The following is a 17,630-nucleotide window of genomic DNA, read 5'->3' as shown; positions in this document are numbered from 1 at the left end:
GGGGAGTTGGTGGTCAATCCAGCTTCTTCCAGTCGGGGCTCAGCGCCATGGCCTTGAGACGGTCGATGGTGAACACCGGCGCGGTCCGGGTGGCGGGCTGGTGGTAGCCGGCCGCGTTCAGCTCGGCGACGACGATCCGCCGGCCGTTGGGGCGCAGGATCTGGGCGACCCACTGCACGGTGCCGGCTCCGCCCTTCTCCGCCGGACCCTGGGAGACCATCACCCGGGTGCCGTCGGGGAGCGTCTCGGCGCCCGAGAAGAACGTCAGGGTGTCGGGGTCCTTGAGCGGCCAGTGCTCCACGTTCACCTCGATCAGGGTCTTGCCGTGTCCGTCGTCCACGGTCACCTGCGCGAAGCCCTCCGAGTCGTCCGCGTCGGTGCGGTGCAGGCCGGCCGGGATCAGTCCCTTGAGGACGGCGCTGATCGCGGGGCCCGGCACCGTGGCGCTCGCCTCGGCGGTGGGCGGCCGAGTCACCGGGGTCTTGGCCGGGGCGAGGGCGTCGAACACCGGCTTCCAGATCTTCATGTCCACCACCTTGGTCAGCTGCGCGGCGCTGAGCGGTGGGTCGGGCCGGGTGTCCGGGGCGCCCTTCTCCGCCGACGAGTTCCACTCCATGGCATCGACGACCCGGCCGTCGCGGGTGGTCAGGGTGGCTCGCCAGTTCTTGGTGCCCACGTGGCGGTCCGGGTACTCGTAACCCTTGAGCAGGACCAGCACGGAGCCGTCGGCGAGCACCGACCTGTCGCACGAGTCGAACTGCACGTGCACACGGTCCGGGCACCGGGTTCCGGAGTCCGCGTTCTGCCCGGAAGGTGCGTGGTTCAGGCTGACGCTGACGAGTCCGGGGCCGTGTCCGTCGTCGAGGACCACCTCCGCGTACGGGGCTCCGACCGGGCCGTCGCTCCCGTCCCCGCCGGTGCCACGGCCCTGCTCACCGGTGGTCGTCCCCGGTGGCAGCGCCGACTTGAGCAGGTTGATCATGCGCTGCGCGGTGACCCGCTCGCCCGGCGCGACAGCGACGGAGTACGTTCCCGGCTGCCCGGCCGCCGGCCCCTCCTCGACATGGTGTCCGACCGAACCCGACAGCCCGCCCGCCATGAGACCTCCGACGCCGACCAGCGTGAGCGTCGCCGCGCCGCCCGCGATCGCGGCCCTGCGGCGCAGCCGCATGACCCGGCCGCGGGCCGCACCACCGTCCACCAGCGCCCTGTTGTCGGTGGAGAAGGTGTCGGCGGTGCCACGGATGGCATGGCCGAGGTCCTCCTCGAAGGGATCCGAGGGCGCGAAGGGGTCGTAGGGCATGGGGAACCACCGTTTCGTATGGCGTGCGGCGTATGGCTTGCGGTGTTGGCGTGGTGCGCGGCGTCGAGGAGGGATCAGTTGTCAGGGGTCAGTTCGCGGCGAATTCAGCGAGGGTGCCGCCGAGCAGGTCCCGTAGCTTCGCCAGCGCCCTGACGGAACGGGTCCGCACGGAACTGGACGTCGCACGCATCGCGTCGGCGGTCTCCTCGATGCTGCGGTCCTCCCAGTACCGCAGCACCAGCACCGCGCGGTCCTTGGGCGACAGCCGGCCGAGCGCGTCGAGGAGCGTCAGGCGCAGCGTCGTGTCGACGCCCGCCGCACCCGGCACGTCCGGAACGTCGGAGGTGGGGCGTTCGCGGCTGCTGCGGCGCCGCTGGTGCGAGAGGAAGGACCGCACCAGGACGGTCTGGGCGTAGCCGGCCGGGTTGTCGATCTTGGAGGCACGCCCCCAGACGACATACATGCGGCCGAGGGTCTCCTGTACGAGATCCTCGGCAAGGTGGGTGTCACCGCTGGTCAGCAGGCATGCCGAACGGAAGAGATGTCCGGCGCGGTTCGCGGCGAAGTCCAGATAGCCGTCCACTTGCGCCTGCCGCATGAACCCCCCATTCGCCGTGTACACCTCATTGACGCGCCAGAGGTGCCTGAATGTTTCACGGCTCGGAAGGATTTCCGCAAGCTCTCCGAAAGCACTCCGGAGCTCTCCGAACCTCCGAACTTACGCGGCGACCGCGACCGATCCCTGGCCGAGAGCCGGGGCAGCGGGGAGGGCAGGGCGGCCGTGGGCGGCGGACGGGGTGGCAACGGAAGCGCCGGCGACGTCGGCCGTCCTGCTGCCGCCCTTGGCGAAGACGATGACCCGCAGGACGACGAAGCGGCCGACACCGGCGAGGCCGGAGGCCGAGAGGTACACGCTCTGCTCCAGCAGCGGACCCGGGTTCGGGTGCACCGCGTGCAGCACGAGCAGCGCCGCGGTGGTGAACAGGTAGCAGATCGCGGCGGTGAGACCGGACTTGATGTGGTCGCTCAGCTGGGCCCGTCCGGCCCGGAAGGTGAAGCGGCCGTGCAGCTCGGTGGCCAGCACGGTGGAGGCGACGGTCACCAGGGCGTTGGCGAGCACCAGCGGCAGCCGGCCCGACAGCAGCAGCATGACGGCGCTGGACAGCAGCCCCACGCCCCCGCCGCACACGACGAACCGCACGAAGGCCGCTATCGGCCCGGTCCTGCCGGTTGGGTGGTCGGTGCTCCGCTCGATGCTCCCCGTGGTCTTCATGCCTCCAAGACTCCCGTACCCCACTGACAGCGCGCTGACTTCCGCTGACCGGTCACTGACCGCCCGCTGACACGGTGCCCGCCGAGCTGTCACGATGGGTGTGATCGCAGGAGGAATGCATGACAGAGGTGTTTCTACGGCGTCTGAGCCGGTGGCAGGCCGAGGCGCAACGGGAGGCCTTCGCGGACCTCTACGTCGAGTCCTACCGCGGCGCTCAAGGCGAGGAGTTCCACAGCCGGCAGAGCTTTCTGCGGCGCTTCGCGGAGCATGTGCAGCACCCCGGCTTCGATATGACGATCGCCGGCGACCCGGCGCTAGTGGGCTTCGCATACGGCTTTCCTCCAGATCGCGACGGAGAGTGGTGGCAGGGGTTCGTCGGCGGTGTCCCGCAGGACCTGGAGGAGCACACCGCCTCCGGCCAGGTCTTCGCCGTCGTCGAGCTGCTGGTACTCCCCTCCCACCGCCGCCTCGGGGTCGCGGGCCGGCTGCAGGACATGCTGCTGTCGCGCAGCGACGCGGCCGTGGCCGCCGTGCTCGTCGAGACTCCGAACCCCCCGGCGCTGGCCGCGTACCGGGAGTGGGGCTGGGAGAAGAACGGTGAGATCCGGCGCCCGCGCGACCCTTCGGTGCTGGAAGCGTGGAGCCGCAGCCTCGCGGATTAGCGGAGCCGGGGGTGGCCGAGGGGGCTGTGGGGGCGGTTCCTTTGGGCCCCGTGCATCGGGGAGGTGCCGGCGTGACGCGACGTCGTCACGGCAGCAGCAGGGTCTTCCCGACGACGTCGCGGGCCTCCATCGCCGCGTGCGCGTCCGCGGCGCGTTCCAGCGGGAACGTCTGCCCGATGATCGGCCGGATCCGTCCCACCACCGCCTCCGACAGGGCGCGTTCGGTCAGCCGCCGGGCGACGTCGGGCGTGAACTGCACCTGGTCGATGCCGCGTACGGTCACCTCGCGCCGCCGCGCCTCCTCGGGGTCGACGGGGGCGAAACCGCCGGCGGCCGCGCCGTGCGCGGAGAACTGGCCGCCTCTGGCGGTCAGTTCGAACGCGGCCAGTCCGATCTCCCCGCCGACGCCGTCGTAGACCATGTCGGGCCCCGCGCCGCCGGTCGCTTCGCGCACCCGCTCCTGCCAGTCCGGCAGCGAGTAGTCGACGACGGCGTGGGCGCCCAGCTCCAACAGCAGATCCAGCTTCCGCTTGCCCCGGGCGGCTGCCACGACGCGTTCCCCGGCCGCCAGCGCCAGCTGCACCATGAGGATGCCGAGCCCGCCCCCGGCCCCGGTGACGAGCACCCACTCCCCCGGCTTCGTCCGGGCGGCCTCGGCGAGGCCGAGCGCGGTGGGGCCGTCGTGCAGCAGCGCTGCCGCCTCCCGCAGCCCGAGCCCGTCGGGGACGACGATCAGCGCGTCGGCCGGCACCAGCACCCGCTCGGCGTACCCGCCGCGGTCACCGGTCCTGACCGCGACGGACCTGCCGATCCAGCTGGGCTCGACACCCTCGCCGACCGAGAGCACCCGCCCCGCCACCGCGCCCCCCGGCACGTAGGGCGGCCGCACCGGCATGAAGTCCTGGGCCAGCCCCTCGCGGATCCGCGCCTCGAAGAGGATGACGTCGGCGGCCTCGACGCGCACCACCACCTCGCCGGGACCGGCGACCGGATCCGGCACCTGCGCCGCCTCAAGGACCTCGGGACCCCCGAACCGCGTCACCTGTACTGCTCGCACACCCATCACTCCCTGCATCCGCCACCTGCGACTTCGTCTCTACGAGGAGTCTCAGACGTGAACCTAGGTTCATGTCAAGGGGCGACGGGGTCCGCGGGGTGCGTGGTCTTCCGGGTCGCGTCGAGACGCGCGAACTCCTCGGCGGTGAGCGTCACTTCGCCGACCGCAGCCGAGTCGCGGATCGTCTCGGGCCGGCTGGCGCCCGGGATGGGGACGACGACCGGGGACTTCGCCAGCAGCCATGCGAGAGCGATCCGCTGCGGGCTCACCCCGCGGTCCCGTGCGACCTCGTGGAACGCGGCGAAGCGGTGTGCTGGGACAGTGGATGCCGGGGCAGTGGGTGCTGGGACGGGAGCCAGGGCCGGGATCCCGTGGCCCACGGCCGGCGGGCCGTCGAGCGAGCTGCGGGAGATGCCGCCGAGCGGGCTCCAGGGCAGGAAGGCGATCCCGAGCTCGTCGCACAGCCGCAGCTCGGCCTCGCTGTCGCGGACGGCGGGCGAGTACTCGTTCTGCACCGAGGCCAGCCGTCCGCCGAGGATCTCGTGGGCCTGCCGGATCTGTGCGGTGTCCACGTTGGAGACGCCCGCCATCCTGATGGTGCCCGCGTCGAGCAACTCCCGGAGGGCGCCTACGGATTCGGCGAACGGAACCCGGGGGTCCGGCTTATGGAGCTGGTACAGCCCGATCGCCTCGCCACCGAGGCGCGCGAGCGACTCCTCGCAGGCCCGCTTCAGATGGTCCGGGTCGCCGTTGACGGTCCACGTACCGTCGCCGGGACGCCCGCGGCCGCCCTTCGTCGCCACGAGGACGCCCGAGGTGTCACCGCCGTAGGCGGCGAGGGCGCGGGCGATCAGCTCCTCGTTGTGACCCCGCTCGTCCGCGTGCCAGTGGTAGGAGTCGGCCGTGTCGATGAGCGTCACCCCGGCGTCGAGCGCCGCGTGGACCGTGGCGAAGGCCCTGGCCTCGTCCGGCCGCCGCTCGATGGAGAGCGGCATGGCCCCGAGACCGACCGGACCGACCGGAATGTCACGGATCCGGCGCCCGCTGCTGCCGTGCGTGCCACCGGTGCCTTGTGTGCCACTCATGTCCGGGATCCCTTCGAGGTGGTGAGCGCTGCGGCTGTCTCGGCGATGGCGCCGGGCAGCCACTCCGCGGTGGTCGAGAACGTGAAGCCCAGTGCCCTGGCCCGGGAGTTGTCCATCGCGTAGTAGCGGTCGAACGAGAACGGCGACATGTCGCCGCCCCCGTGGGAGTACACCGGCCGCTCCGCCCCGATCCCTGTCGCGACCAGCTCGCTCAGCTTCGTGGCGCTCAGCTCACCGTGGGAGTTGGCGTTGACAGGACCGGTGAAGTCGGCGCCGGCCGCCCAGAACAGGAACTCGGCGATCTCACGGTCATGGATGAACGTGGACGGGTGGTCCTCGCGGTGAACGACGACGGGCTGCCCCGTGCGCACCCGCTCCACGTAGTGGTCCAGCCGCCCGGTGAACTCCTCCGCGCCCCCGCCCAGCACGTGCGCGCTGCGCACCGAGACGTACGCGAACGCCGGATCCTGGCTGAACACCGCCTCGGCCTGCCGCTTCCCCTCGGCGTAGTACCGCGCGTCGCCGAGCTGCTCCATGAACGTCTTCTCGCCCCAAGGGAGTTCGAGGTCGACCGGCCAGGTGGTGGGATCAACCGTGTCCTCAGTGACCGGGCGGTGGGCAGAGCCATGGGTAGAGCGCTGGGCCAGGGGGAGGACGGCGTCGAACGTCGCCGGGTCGTAGACCTCCATCGTGGACGTCATGACGTAGCGCTCGGTGCGGCCGCGGAAGACGCGCTTGGCGATGGCCGCCTGTCGCGGCGTGTAGCAGACCTGGTCGATGACGACATCGAAGTGCCGGTCGCCCAGGGCGGCTTCGAGGGCCGCCTCGTCGTCACGGTCGGCGACGAGATGCGTGACGCCCGGCGGCGTCGGCGACGAGCCGCGGTTGATGACCGTGACGTTGACACCCTCGTCGCGGAGCCGCAGCATCAGCCGCTTACCGAAGTAGCGGCTGCCACCGATGATGCAGACGTCCCGCAACGAGCCGCGCTCGGCGTGCGGGTCACGCCTGGAGTCGTGCGTGGTGTCGTGCGTGGTGTCGTGCATGGCACCGGACCCTTCCCCACCAGGCAGGACGTCCCTGCCGTCGACCTCAAGTGTTACCGTCTCGGCCCGGCATCTGAAGGGGAGATCATGGGAGATTCAGCGGCCCTGCCAAAAGAACCACGCCATCTGCGGGGTCTCACTCACGATTCCTCGGTCGCCCTCGACAGCGTCGATACGCGGCTGCTCGAACTCGTCCAGGCCGAGGGTCGTATCACTCTCAGTGAGCTGGGCCGACGGGTGAGTCTCAGCCCGGCCGCCGTGGCCGAACGCATCCGCCGGCTGGAGGGCAACGGCACCATCACCGGGTACTCCGCCGTGGTCGCGCCGGACCGGCTCGGCTACGGCATGCTCGCGTTCGTCCGGGTGTCCCCGCACGGCGGCTACACGCTGCGTCACCCCAAGACGCTGGAACTGATGGCGCGCTCCGAGATCCTGGAGGTGCACCACGTCGTCGGCGAGGACTGCTGGATCCTCAAGGTCGCCGTGGCCGACACCTCGCACCTCGAGGAGATGCTCGAACAGATCTCGGCCCTCGGCCGCACCACAACATCGATCGTGCTGTCGTCCCCGGTCGAACGGAAGGTCATCACCCCGATCGACCGTTCGGGCGCGGGGCGCTAGGAAGCGGCCGCCGGCCTCTGACGCACGGGGATCCGCCGCGTCGGGCCGGAGGCCGTCGGGCCGTCCGCCCGGTCAGTCTCTTCCGGTTCTTCCGGTCCTTCCTGCTCTGCCGGTTTCTACCGGTCAGGAGGCGTCCGAGGAGCGCCAGGCGTCGGCCCCCGCGTGGGAGGCGGCCTGCGAGGCAGCCTTCGCGTGCTGGAAGGCACGCGCCGCCAGCTCGGACGGCGGTACCTCCATCTGACGGACGTATCCCCGTCCGGCATTCAGCAGCGTGACGCCGATCATGACCGTCCCGGCCAGCCCCAGCACAGCAGCGACGCCGGTGACGGCCACTCCTGCCCTGAGCATCCGGGTGTCGATGTCGATTCCGTGCGCAGTCATCCGATTCATCGCCATACATCCAGCGTGAGCGCCCGCGGCGCCTTCCGCACGCCGGGCGGAGCCGTCCGGGACCCTGATCGACCCGATCCGCTCGATCGGCCCGGATCCACGCTGATCCGCCCGGATCCGCCCTGATCCGCGCACCACAGCACTCTGACAACTTCTTCACAGGTGCCTGCCAGCCTGTCGATCATGCCGGTTGCCGCGCGGCGACCGCCGCGTGCAGCGGCCGCTCCGACTCCGATCGACCCGTAAACGGAAGGCACCACCATGTCCTACCTCCGCACCTTGCGCACCGCCGCCGTCACCGCAGTCGTCGCCGGCACGGTGCTGCTCCCGGCCACCGGGGCGTTCGCCGCCGACGCGACCGCCAAGCCCACCCCCACCCCCTCCGTCTCCGCCGGCAAGCCCACCGACGCTCCCCGGCCTGCCCCGTCCGTCAGCGCCGGTGGCGGTACCCGCACCGCCGCCCCCACCCCGATGCCGCGTGGCGGCGTCGCGGCGGGCGAGCAGCCGGCCGGGAGCACCGGAACGGGCTCCGCCACCATCGCCGGCTCGGCCGCCGCCGCTGCCGCGCTCGCGGGCGCCGGTTTCGTCATCGTGCGCCGCCGGGCAGCCCGTCACGACGGCTGAACCCACCGCTCCACTGCTCCACACGGTGCGCCGCCCGAACGGGCGGCGCACCGTCCCCTCTCCCCCGCGGACACCCCTAAGGACACTCATGGCCCGCATCCCGCACCCGGCGCGGCGGACCGGCCTGGCGCGCGCCCTGCGAGCACCGCTCATCGCGCTGGCCCTCACCACCCTGGCCGCCTGCTCGTCCGGCTCGCCCCCCGCGACGGCGTCCACCACACCCGGCGACCCCACCCGGGTCGTCATCTCCTCGATCGGCGTGGACAGCTCCCTGCTGCGGCTCGGCCTCAACGCCGACCAGACCGTACAAGTGCCGCCGTCCGACCAGGGCATGACGGCCGGCTGGTACACGAACAGCGCGGTCCCGGGCGAGCGCGGCGCCTCCGTCGTCATCGGCCACAACAACACCCGCTACGGCAAGGCCGTCTTCCACGATCTCGAAAAGATCAAGAAGGGCGCCGACATCGCCATCCGCGGCGCCGACGGCAAGACCGTCCACTTCACCGTGACCACCACCGAGACGGTCAGCAAGAAGACCTTCCCCACCCAGAAGGTCTACGCCCCCACCCCGACCCCCACCCTCCGCCTGATCACATGCGACGGCTCGATGGACGCCCAGGGCCACCCCGTGGACAACCTCATCGTCTACGCAAATCTGACCTGAACCCCGACGCCAGCCCCCGGCCCCGCTGGACAAGCACCTCGTCAGCCACGCACCCACCGCATGGACAGCTCGAGAGTTCCGGCGCAGAAGCAGTTGGCCCGGCGGGTGGGGCTCACGTGCTCGCGGCGCGGGTGAAGCGTCCGGCCCATTCGCGGAGGAAGGCGGTGAACTCCGGCGGGCCGAGGACCTGGAACTCCGCGCCGACATTCCCCAGCGCCTGGGTCGGCCAGTCGAGGGTGTCGGAGGACATCCGCACCGTGCAGGTGCGCTCGTCGACCTCCTGGACCGTCGCCCACGGACCGAGCCGTGTACGGACGTCCGCCGCCGGGGCGTGCACGAGTGCCTCGACGGTGTGGGATGCGGGCAGGCCGGGGCTCCCGGCCCGGACGAAGGCGGCCGCGTCGTCAGCAGGCAGGTCGCGTGGGCGGAACCGTTCTCCGGTGCTGTGCGGATCGCCGAGGCGGTCCAGGCGGAAGCTGCGCCAGTCATGCCTGGCCAGGTCGTAGGCGACCAGGTACCAGCGTCGGCCGAGCACGACCAGCCGGTGCGGTTCGACGTGGCGGGTGCTGCGCTCACCCCCGCGGGCCGTGTAGGCGAACCGCAGCCGTTCCTCGTCGCGGCAGGCCTGCGCGACCGCGGTGAGGACGTCGGCCTGGACGGTCGGGCCGGCGTCCTCGACCGCGGGTACGGTGACCACGCGCAGCGCGTCGACCCGCCGCCGAAGCCGGGCCGGCATGACCTGCACGACCTTGGCGAACGCCCGGATGGAGGACTCCTCGATCCCGGTCACCGCGCCCTGTGCGGCGGCCCGCAGCCCGATGGCCAGCGCCACCGCCTCCTCGTCGTCGAGAACCAGCGGCGGCAAGGTGGCGCCCGGGGCCAGTTGGTAACCGCCGTCCACGCCGCGGTGGGCCTCGACCGGGTAGCCCAGTTCGCGCAGCCGGTCGACGTCGCGGCGCAGGGTGCGCGGGGAGATCTCCAGTCGGCCGGCCAGTTCGCGGCCGGGCCAGTAGCGGTGCGTCTGCAGCAAGGACAACAGCTGGAGGGTTCGCGAGCTCGTGTTCGCCATGTCCTCAGGCCTCTGCCTTCCGCTGGTCAGCCAGTGTGATGTCCCCGGCGTTCACCCACGCCGGGGACATCACCTGCGCGTGCGCGCCGCAGACCAACCCGACCTGCTCGGCCACCTGCCAGGCCACCTGCCCGACCGCCACCGGCTCGCCCAGGCCGTGCCGGGCGAGCCGCTTCGCACACGTCTGTGGCCATGTCATTTCCACGCCGCCCCGCCCGTCCGCTGCAGTGAACTTCGTCGTGCGTTCAGGGTGTTCACAATTGAGGTCAGAAACCGACCTCAATTCACCCGGATCTCCTGGCCGACGACCACCCGTACCTGCGGAAATGCCGGGGCCCGGTCGCCCGAACCGCTGCGGCGCCGGAGACCGACCTCTTGACCTCGGTGGTCGCCAGCCACTAACTTGCGTATTCGTATATCCACAGTTACCGGAAGAAGGAGGCGACCCTCAGATGTACACCAGCTCTGACCTCGGTCGCCTCGCCCAGTGCACAGTCTGGATCCCCGGTCGGATCGCGCACGGCTGCTGATCACGCCGTTTTGATGTGCCCGTTCGTGGCACATCCGCACGGCTGTTGATCACGCCGTTCTGATGTGCCCGTTCGTGGCACATCACAGTCTTCCCGTCACCCCCTGCCGGCACGTCGCTGTTGCGTGCCCTGCTGCGCCCGCTCCTGGCACCTGGCGCACCCGAACCCGGAAAGCTGCCTGAAAATTGGCGAACATGATGAATCGACCGATCACGCACCGAATTGAAGGCCTGTCATGGTAGCGGCGCAGATCACGGTCAACGGGAAAGAAACACCGCTTTCGCCGGCTACGCCGCACACCACAGCGCTGGACTTCCTGCGCGAGCGTGGCCTCACCGGGACCAAGGAGGGCTGCGCCGAGGGTGAGTGCGGCGCCTGTTCGGTGCTGGTGGCCCGTCCCGGTGTGAACAAGCCCACCGACTGGGTGGCGGTCAACGCCTGCCTGGTCCCGGCTGCGGCGCTCGACGGCCAGGAGGTCATCACCTCCGAGGGCCTCGCCACCGTCGGCGCCGACGGCACGCCGCCCACCCTGCACCCGGTGCAGGAGGAGATGGCGGTCCGCGGCGGCTCCCAGTGCGGCTACTGCACTCCGGGATTCATCTGCAGCATGGCCTCCGAGTACTACCGGTCCGACCGCTGTGCGCACGGGGACTCGGCCGACGGCGCGGACTCGGCCGAGCACGCCGACGCCGAGCACGCCGACTCCGAGCACGGTCCGAACGGCTTCGACCTGCACTCGCTGAGCGGAAACCTGTGCCGCTGTACCGGCTACCGCCCGATTCGCGATGCCGCGTTCGCCGTCGGTGAACCCACCGACGAGGACCCCCTCGCGCAGCGTCGCGAGCAGGACCCGCCGGCACCGGTCGCCACCGAGTACGCCCAGGACGGCAGCACGTTCCTGCGCAAGAACACCCTGGCCGAGACGTTGGAGCTGCTGCGCGAGCGTCCCGACGCGGTGGTCGTCGCCGGCTCCACCGACTACGGCGTCGAGGTCAACATCCGCTCCCGCCGTGCGGAGTGCGTGGTCGCCATCGACCGGCTGCCCGAAATGCGGGAGCTGCGCGTCGAGTCCGACTTCATCGAGATCGGTGCGGCGCTGACGCTCACCGAGATCGAGCGCAAGCTCGACGGTGACGTTCCGCTCCTTGCCGAGCTGTTCCCGCAGTTCGCCTCCCGGCTCATCCGTAACGGTGCGACCCTCGGCGGCAACCTCGGCACCGGCTCGCCCATCGGTGACAGCCCGCCGGTGCTGCTCGCGCTCGAGGCATCGTTGGTGCTCGCCGACGCCGACGGTGAGCGCGTGGTTCCGCTGGCGGACTACTTCACCGGCTACCGGCAGACCGTGCGCCGCCCCGATGAGCTGATCCGCGCGGTGCGCATACCGCTGCCGCTGGCGCCCGTCACCGGTTTCCACAAGATCGCCAAGCGTCGCTTCGACGACATCTCCAGCGTGGCGGTCGGTTTCGCGCTCGACATCGAGGACGGTGTCGTCCGCAAGGCACGCATCGGTCTTGGCGGCGTGGCCGCCACCCCGATCCGCGCGCTCGCCACCGAGGCGGCCCTGGAGGGCAAGCCGTGGTCGGCGGAGACCGTCGAGGCCGCGGCCAAGGTGCTGCGCGGTGAGGGCACGCCGATGAGCGATCATCGCGCCAGCTCCCTCTACCGTTCCGCGATGCTCGGCCAGAGCCTTAAGAAGCTGCACGCACAGACCACTGAGGCGGTGTCGTCATGAGTCATTTGTCCGAGCGTCCCGAGAAGCCCGTAGTCGGCGTCTCGATGCCGCACGAGAGTGCCTTCCAGCACGTCACCGGCACCGCGCTCTACACCGACGACCTGGTCCAGCGGACCAAGGACGTGCTGCACGCGTACCCGGTCCAGGTCATGAAGGCCCGCGGCCGGATCACCGCGCTGCGCACCGAGCCCGCGCTCGCCGTGCCCGGCGTGGTCCGCGTACTGACCAAGGCCGACGTGCCCGGGGTCAACGACGCCGGCATGAAGCACGACGAGCCGCTCTTCCCCGACGAGGTCATGTTCCACGGCCACGCGGTCGCCTGGGTGCTCGGCGAGACCCTGGAGGCGGCCCGGCTCGGTGCGGCAGCCGTCGAGGTGGACCTCGAGGAACTGCCCTCGCTGATCTCGCTCCAGGACGCGATGGAGGCGGGCAGCTATCACGGCGCCCAGCCCCTGATGGTGCACGGCGACATCGACGCGGGCTTCGCGGAGTCCGCGCACGTGATCTCCGGCGAGTTCCAGTTCGCCGGTCAGGAGCACTTCTATCTCGAGACCCACGCCGCGCTGGCCCTGATCGACGAGAACGAGCAGATCTTCATCCAGAGCAGCACCCAGCACCCTTCGGAGACCCAGGAAATCGTCTCCCACGTGCTCGGCGTGCCCGCCCATGAGGTCACCGTGCAGTGTCTGCGGATGGGCGGCGGCTTCGGCGGCAAGGAGATGCAGCCGCACGGTTTCGCGGCCATCGCCGCGCTCGGCGCCAAACTGACCGGTCGGCCGGTCCGGTTCCGCCTCAACCGGACCCAGGACCTGACGATGTCCGGCAAGCGGCACGGGTTCCACGCCAAGTGGAAGATCGGCTTCGACGCGGACGGCCGCATCCAGGCCCTGGACGCCACCTTGGTGGCGGACGGCGGCTGGAGCCTCGACCTCTCCGAGCCGGTCCTCGCCCGGGCGCTGTGCCACATCGACAACACGTACTGGATTCCCAACGCGCGGGTCGCCGGTCGCATCGCCAAGACCAACACGGTCTCCAACACCGCCTTCCGCGGCTTCGGCGGACCGCAGGGCATGATCGTGATCGAGGACATCCTGGGCCGCTGCGCGCCGCGGCTCGGCCTGGACCCCATGGAGCTGCGCGAGCGCAACTTCTACCAGCCCGGCCAGGGCCAGACGACGCCGTACGGACAGCCGGTCACGCAGGCCGATCGGATCTCGGCCGTCTGGCAGCAGGTCCAGGAGATCGGTGGTGTCGCCGACCGCAAGCGCGAGATCGCCGCGTTCAACGCCGCGCACCCGAACACCAAGCGGGCGCTCGCGATCACCGGCATCAAGTTCGGCATCTCGTTCAACCTCACCGCCTTCAACCAGGGCGGCGCGCTGGTGCTGATCTACAAGGACGGCTCCGTCCTGATCAACCACGGTGGCACCGAGATGGGCCAGGGCCTGCACACCAAGATGATGCAGGTGGCCGCGACCACGCTGGGCATCCCGCTGCACAAGGTCCGCCTCGCCCCGACGCGTACGGACAAGGTGCCCAACACCTCCGCCACCGCTGCCAGTGCCGGCGCGGACCTCAACGGTGGGGCGATCAAGAACGCCTGTGAGCAGCTGCGCGAGCGGCTGCGGCAGGTGGCCGCCACCGAGCTGGGTGGGAACGCCTCGGACGTGCGCATCGTCGAGGGCGTCGCGCGCACCCTGGGCAGCGACCAGGAGCTGGCCTGGGACGAACTGGTGCACTCCGCGTACTTCCAGCGGGTCCAGCTGTCGGCGTCCGGTTTCTACCGGACCGAGGGGCTGCACTGGGACGCGAAGTCGTTCCGCGGCTCGCCCTTCAAGTACTTCTCCAACGGCGCCGCCGCGACCGAGGTGGAGGTCGACGGCTTCACCGGTGCGTACCGCATCCGCCGGGTGGACATCGTGCACGACGTCGGCGACAGCCTGTCCCCGATGATCGACATCGGTCAGGTCGAGGGCGGTTTCGTGCAGGGCGCGGGTTGGCTGACGCTCGAGGACCTGCGCTGGGACACCAGCGACGGCCCGAACCGCGGCCGGCTGCTGACCCAGGCCGCGAGCACCTACAAGCTGCCGAGCTTCTCGGAGATGCCCGAGGAGTTCAACGTCACCCTCCTGGAGAACGCCACCGAGGAGGGCGCGGTCTACGGCTCCAAGGCGGTGGGTGAGCCTCCGCTGATGCTGGCGTTCTCGGTACGAGAGGCGCTGCGTCAGGCGGCCGCCGCGTTCGGGCCGGATGGAGTCAGCGTCGAGCTGGCCTCGCCCGCGACGCCGGAAGCGGTGTTCTGGGCGATCGAGGAGGTCCGCCGGAGCGCTGCCTCCCAGGACGGCCTCGCCCGTGACGAGTTCACCGCGGCCGGCCACGCCGGAAACGGCCAGGTCTCGGCCTCCAACGGCCAGGCGCACCCCGACGCAGCAGTGCTGAGCGGTGCCTGACATGACATGGGTCGCCGCGGTCGCGCGGTTGCGGGCACGCCGGGAATCCGGCGTGCTGGTGACCGTCGCGACCGTGCGCGGCCACGCCCCGCGCGAAGCCGGTGCGAAGCTGGTGGTGGGCCGGAGCGAGACCTGGGGTTCGATCGGCGGCGGCAACATCGAGGCCGTCACGATCGATCGTGCTCGGGAGATGATCGTCGCGTCCAAGTCCGAGCCGGAGCTGATGGATTTCGCCCTGAACGACAAAGTGAGCAACCAACACGGCGTCCAGTGCTGTGGAGGCACAGTCCAGGTGCTCCTCGAACCCCTGCCGGTGGTAAGGGCGGTCGCGGTCTTCGGCGTGGGACACGTCGGGCTGGAACTGGCGCGCATCCTGGCACGTCAGGACCTCGACCTCCATCTGGTCGACACCCGCGCCGAGATGCTCACCGAGGAGCGGCTCGACGTGCTGGCGGACTCGGCGGCGCAGCTGCACGTGCATCACACGCCGCTGCTGCCCGAGGAAGTGCTGGAAGAGCTGCCGCCAGGCACTCACATCCTGATCATGACCCACGATCACGCCGAGGACGCCGCACTGTGCGACGCCGCCCTGCGCACCCCCGACCTCGGCTCCATCGGGCTGATCGGGTCGGCGGCGAAGTGGGTACGGTTCCGCAAGCGCCTCCGGACCGAGGGCGGCCACGACGACGCCACCATCGATCGGATCAAGACCCCGATCGGGCTGGCCGACATCACCGGGAAGGACCCCGCGACGATCGCCGTGAGCGTCGCCGCCGACCTGCTGATGACCTTCGAGGCCGACGGGAACTGATTCCCCGGATCGCCAGGGGGATTCTCCCCGGATGGCCAGGGGTGTCCCGTACTCGTGCGAACGCACGCGTGCGGGACACCCCTTCGGCGTGACCGGGCTCGGTTCCCGGACGCCCCTTCGGCACGGCTGGACCCGGCTCCCTTCGGATCGCCGCGGTGGAGAGCCGGCGGTCCTGGACACCCGTGGGAAACCAAAAGCCCCAGGTCACGGAGAGTGAGTCCTGAGGCTTCACAGACGTGCGCCAGCGGTCTGCCTGGTTCGGTTCAACCGGCGCCTGTGCGCGGCGAACCGGGTTGTCAGTAGTCGATGCGGTCGGACTTGGCCAGCCACGCGTCGAAGGGCGCCGTACGGTTCGGCATGTCCACCCGCTTGATCGCCATCGGCCACAGCTCCGCAGGCTGCTTCTCGAACAGGTCGTAGAACTTGCGGTCGTCGAAACCGGCCACCGCGGCGTCGTCCCGGTCGGCGGCGAAGATGATCTGGTCGACTCGCGCCCACAGCGCGGAGGAGAGACACATCGGGCACGGCTCGCACGAGGTGACCAGGACACAGCCCTCGAGGGAGAAGGTGCCCAGCTTCTGGCAGGCGGCACGGATCGCGCTCACCTCGCCGTGCGCCGTCGGGTCCAGGTGCGAAGTGACGTTGTTGTTGCCGATCGCAACAATTTCCCGACCCCTGGCGATCAGCGCGCCGAACGGACCGCCGCCGTTCTTCACGCTGGCGGTGGCAAGGCCGATGGCCTCGTCCATCCAGGTGCGTTCCAGGTCCTGGATGCTCTTCTCTTCGGCGTACGCGGTCATGGTGACTCCTTTGTCAAAGCCTGGGGGCCGCGCGTGCCGCCCCGGGATCAGTTCGGTGGCAGCACCCGCGGAAGAATCAGTGCGAGTGGGCGCCGGCCACCTCAAGCGTCCGTCCGGGAGCAGCCGACTGCCGCCGATCCCGCCGGGGACCGGCTCATGGAGGTCCTGAGGGGCACGGGTGGGACAGGTCCGAGCGGTCATTGGCGGCCCCCACTGTCCCTTCCGTACGTCGTTCACCTGTTGTTAATGCGGATAAGCGCAAGTACATCCGCCGGGTCAGGGCCGAGGGCAGTCACCAAAACCATGAAGGAATTTGCTGGTCGGCGGGCCCTTCTCGTCGATTCACACGAACGACACGATTGGTTGAGATCGCGTCACTCTGTGTGCTTGTCGATCTCGACGGTAGGAAAGCAAGGGCGCCCGCCCCGGCCGGCCGAACTCACCGGAGATCCAGCTGGGAGACACCAGGACCGCGTACTCAGTACGACGGGACCGCCCAACTGCTGTCGGCGGCCTGCGCGTTCCGGTCGGTGGGGCCCGGGTGACAGCCCACCCCAAGGTCAACCAAACGAAGAAACCCCAGGTCAGAGATCTGACCTGGGGTTCATCTTGGGGCCGCCTTCGGGATTCGAACCCGAGACCTACGCATTACGAGGTGTCCGATCTTGTTCCGAGGACATCCGCAGAAGTACAGGGATTGGGCGTCAAACGTGCTCACAGCCCTTGCCGAAGCTCTGTGGACGCCTACGGACGCGTCCAGATCCCAGGCGGTTTGAGACCACCATTGAGACCACACTCGCCTATACACCGCAGTGGGCCCCGGGACACCGCATCGTCCGGATCGCGCGGCCAGCGACCTCTCAGCTACAAACGTCCTGGCCGGTGGGTCCGGGATTGATGCTTCGGCTGATTACGGGGGGTACTCGTCCTACGCTGGGCTTCTTGTCCGTTCATTAGTAGGGGTGTTGTCGTGTTGGTAGAGGGACTGATCGCAGTGGCGGCGGCCGGTGGCGGGGCGATCGTTCGGGCGGCGGGGACGGACGCGTGGGCCGGGATCCGCAGCGGTGTCGCGCGGATACTCGGTCGCGGCGAGGCAGAGCGGGAGCAGGTCGAACTTGAGCGACTCGATCAGACCCAGGCCGAGCTGGAGTCGGCGGGTGACGACGCGGAGTCAGAACGGGTTCAGTCCGTTCTGGTAACCCGCTGGCAGACCCGTCTGGAGATGCTCCTTGAGCAGCTTCCGGAGGAGGAGCGGCAGCAGGTGGCCGCTGAGCTGCAGGCTCTGGTCCAGCAAGCCCAGGCCCAGACTCCGGTGCAGAGCACGCACAACAACTTCAGCAACGCGACGTTTACCGACAGCCAGGTTCTCGGCAGCGGCACGCAGAACAACACGATCAACCGGTAACGGGCGGCGGCCATGGGGGCGAAGAGAAGGACGTCCGGGAAGGGCAAGAGCGGGAGTAGAAGAGACAAGCGTTCCGGGCAGGGGCAGCGGGCTGGCAGCAGTTTCGCG

The 17,630-nt window shown here is 70.1% G+C and carries 18 protein-coding genes; 8 read left to right on the top strand and 10 right to left on the bottom strand.

The window, feature by feature from the left end; genetic code table 11:
* Positions 1-13: 13 nt before the first annotated feature.
* From AC07DC_RS10370 to AC07DC_RS10360, 3 genes are all read right to left on the bottom strand, one after another.
* Positions 14-1,303, bottom strand: a complete 1,290-nt coding sequence (locus AC07DC_RS10370) for a hypothetical protein (RefSeq protein ID WP_478913733.1) — start codon at positions 1,301-1,303, stop codon at positions 14-16.
* Between the two features lie 88 nt (positions 1,304-1,391).
* Complete coding sequence (locus AC07DC_RS10365) at positions 1,392-1,901, bottom strand: SigE family RNA polymerase sigma factor (RefSeq protein ID WP_478913731.1); 510 nt, start codon at positions 1,899-1,901, stop codon at positions 1,392-1,394.
* A gap of 120 nt (positions 1,902-2,021) precedes the next feature.
* Positions 2,022-2,576 carry a GtrA family protein gene (locus AC07DC_RS10360; protein ID WP_478913730.1) on the bottom strand — a complete coding sequence of 185 codons (555 nt, stop codon included), beginning with the start codon at positions 2,574-2,576 and terminating at the stop codon, positions 2,022-2,024.
* A gap of 119 nt (positions 2,577-2,695) precedes the next feature.
* On the opposite strand from AC07DC_RS10360, the gene AC07DC_RS10355 reads away from it, so the two are divergent.
* Positions 2,696-3,238, top strand: a complete 543-nt coding sequence (locus tag AC07DC_RS10355; RefSeq protein WP_478913728.1) for a GNAT family N-acetyltransferase — start codon at positions 2,696-2,698, stop codon at positions 3,236-3,238.
* Positions 3,239-3,323: 85 nt separating this feature from the next.
* Here the strand turns inward: AC07DC_RS10355 and AC07DC_RS10350 are convergent, their stop codons facing one another.
* The 3 genes from AC07DC_RS10350 to AC07DC_RS10340 all read right to left on the bottom strand — a co-directional run bounded on the left by AC07DC_RS10350 (position 3,324) and on the right by AC07DC_RS10340 (position 6,426).
* Positions 3,324-4,301, bottom strand: a complete 978-nt coding sequence (locus AC07DC_RS10350; RefSeq protein ID WP_478913726.1) for a zinc-binding dehydrogenase — start codon at positions 4,299-4,301, stop codon at positions 3,324-3,326.
* A 68-nt stretch (positions 4,302-4,369) separates the two neighbouring features.
* Positions 4,370-5,380: an aldo/keto reductase gene (locus AC07DC_RS10345; RefSeq protein ID WP_478913724.1), complete on the bottom strand. Its 1,011-nt coding sequence runs from the start codon at positions 5,378-5,380 to the stop codon at positions 4,370-4,372.
* Positions 5,377-6,426, bottom strand: coding sequence for an NAD-dependent epimerase/dehydratase family protein (locus tag AC07DC_RS10340; protein ID WP_478913722.1), 1,050 nt, complete (start codon positions 6,424-6,426; stop codon positions 5,377-5,379). Before AC07DC_RS10340 ends, AC07DC_RS10345 begins: the two co-directional genes overlap by 4 nt.
* A gap of 87 nt (positions 6,427-6,513) precedes the next feature.
* Here AC07DC_RS10340 and AC07DC_RS10335 point away from each other — a divergent pair, with 87 nt between their 5' ends.
* Positions 6,514-7,047 carry an Lrp/AsnC family transcriptional regulator gene (locus tag AC07DC_RS10335; protein ID WP_478913720.1) on the top strand — a complete coding sequence of 178 codons (534 nt, stop codon included), beginning with the start codon at positions 6,514-6,516 and terminating at the stop codon, positions 7,045-7,047.
* A 123-nt stretch (positions 7,048-7,170) separates the two neighbouring features.
* On the opposite strand, the gene AC07DC_RS10330 is transcribed toward AC07DC_RS10335, so the two are convergent.
* Positions 7,171-7,428: a hypothetical protein gene (locus AC07DC_RS10330; protein WP_478913718.1), complete on the bottom strand. Its 258-nt coding sequence runs from the start codon at positions 7,426-7,428 to the stop codon at positions 7,171-7,173.
* A gap of 270 nt (positions 7,429-7,698) precedes the next feature.
* On the opposite strand from AC07DC_RS10330, the gene AC07DC_RS10325 reads away from it, so the two are divergent.
* Positions 7,699-8,061 (top strand): sortase-dependent protein, encoded by a 363-nt coding sequence (locus AC07DC_RS10325; protein WP_478913716.1) that lies wholly within the window; start codon positions 7,699-7,701, stop codon positions 8,059-8,061.
* 88 nt (positions 8,062-8,149) lie between these two features.
* Positions 8,150-8,725 carry a class F sortase gene (locus tag AC07DC_RS10320; protein WP_478913714.1) on the top strand — a complete coding sequence of 192 codons (576 nt, stop codon included), beginning with the start codon at positions 8,150-8,152 and terminating at the stop codon, positions 8,723-8,725.
* 112 nt (positions 8,726-8,837) lie between these two features.
* On the opposite strand, the gene AC07DC_RS10315 is transcribed toward AC07DC_RS10320, so the two are convergent.
* Together AC07DC_RS10315 and AC07DC_RS10310 are read right to left on the bottom strand one after the other, a co-directional pair.
* Positions 8,838-9,794: a helix-turn-helix transcriptional regulator gene (locus AC07DC_RS10315; RefSeq protein ID WP_478913712.1), complete on the bottom strand. Its 957-nt coding sequence runs from the start codon at positions 9,792-9,794 to the stop codon at positions 8,838-8,840.
* Between the two features lie 4 nt (positions 9,795-9,798).
* Entirely contained in the window at positions 9,799-9,993 is a 195-nt protein-coding gene (locus AC07DC_RS10310; protein WP_478913710.1) for a hypothetical protein, read from the bottom strand.
* 566 nt (positions 9,994-10,559) lie between these two features.
* Between AC07DC_RS10310 and AC07DC_RS10305 the strand changes: the two genes are divergently transcribed.
* The 3 genes from AC07DC_RS10305 to xdhC are packed head-to-tail and all read left to right on the top strand — an operon-like array spanning position 10,560 to position 15,317.
* Positions 10,560-12,056 carry a xanthine dehydrogenase small subunit gene (locus tag AC07DC_RS10305; RefSeq protein WP_478913708.1) on the top strand — a complete coding sequence of 499 codons (1,497 nt, stop codon included), beginning with the start codon at positions 10,560-10,562 and terminating at the stop codon, positions 12,054-12,056.
* Positions 12,053-14,506 carry a xanthine dehydrogenase molybdopterin binding subunit gene (gene xdhB / locus AC07DC_RS10300; RefSeq protein WP_478913706.1) on the top strand — a complete coding sequence of 818 codons (2,454 nt, stop codon included), beginning with the start codon at positions 12,053-12,055 and terminating at the stop codon, positions 14,504-14,506. The genes AC07DC_RS10305 and xdhB overlap by 4 nt, the downstream gene beginning before the upstream one ends.
* A gap of 1 nt (position 14,507) precedes the next feature.
* Complete coding sequence (xdhC, locus tag AC07DC_RS10295) at positions 14,508-15,317, top strand: xanthine dehydrogenase accessory protein XdhC (protein ID WP_478913704.1); 810 nt, start codon at positions 14,508-14,510, stop codon at positions 15,315-15,317.
* A gap of 296 nt (positions 15,318-15,613) precedes the next feature.
* Here xdhC and AC07DC_RS10290 read toward each other — a convergent pair whose 3' ends face one another.
* A complete protein-coding gene (locus tag AC07DC_RS10290; protein WP_478913702.1) occupies positions 15,614-16,117 on the bottom strand; it encodes a nucleoside deaminase in 504 nt (167 codons plus the stop codon).
* Positions 16,118-17,090: 973 nt separating this feature from the next.
* Between AC07DC_RS10290 and AC07DC_RS10285 the strand changes: the two genes are divergently transcribed.
* Complete coding sequence (locus AC07DC_RS10285; protein ID WP_478913700.1) at positions 17,091-17,522, top strand: hypothetical protein; 432 nt, start codon at positions 17,091-17,093, stop codon at positions 17,520-17,522.
* Positions 17,523-17,630 lie beyond the last annotated feature (108 nt).

This window comes from Streptomyces sp. NPDC045021 (genome assembly GCF_056432645.1).
The sequence above is the reverse complement of the archived record's forward strand: the minus strand, read 5'-3'. Positions and strand labels throughout refer to the sequence as shown.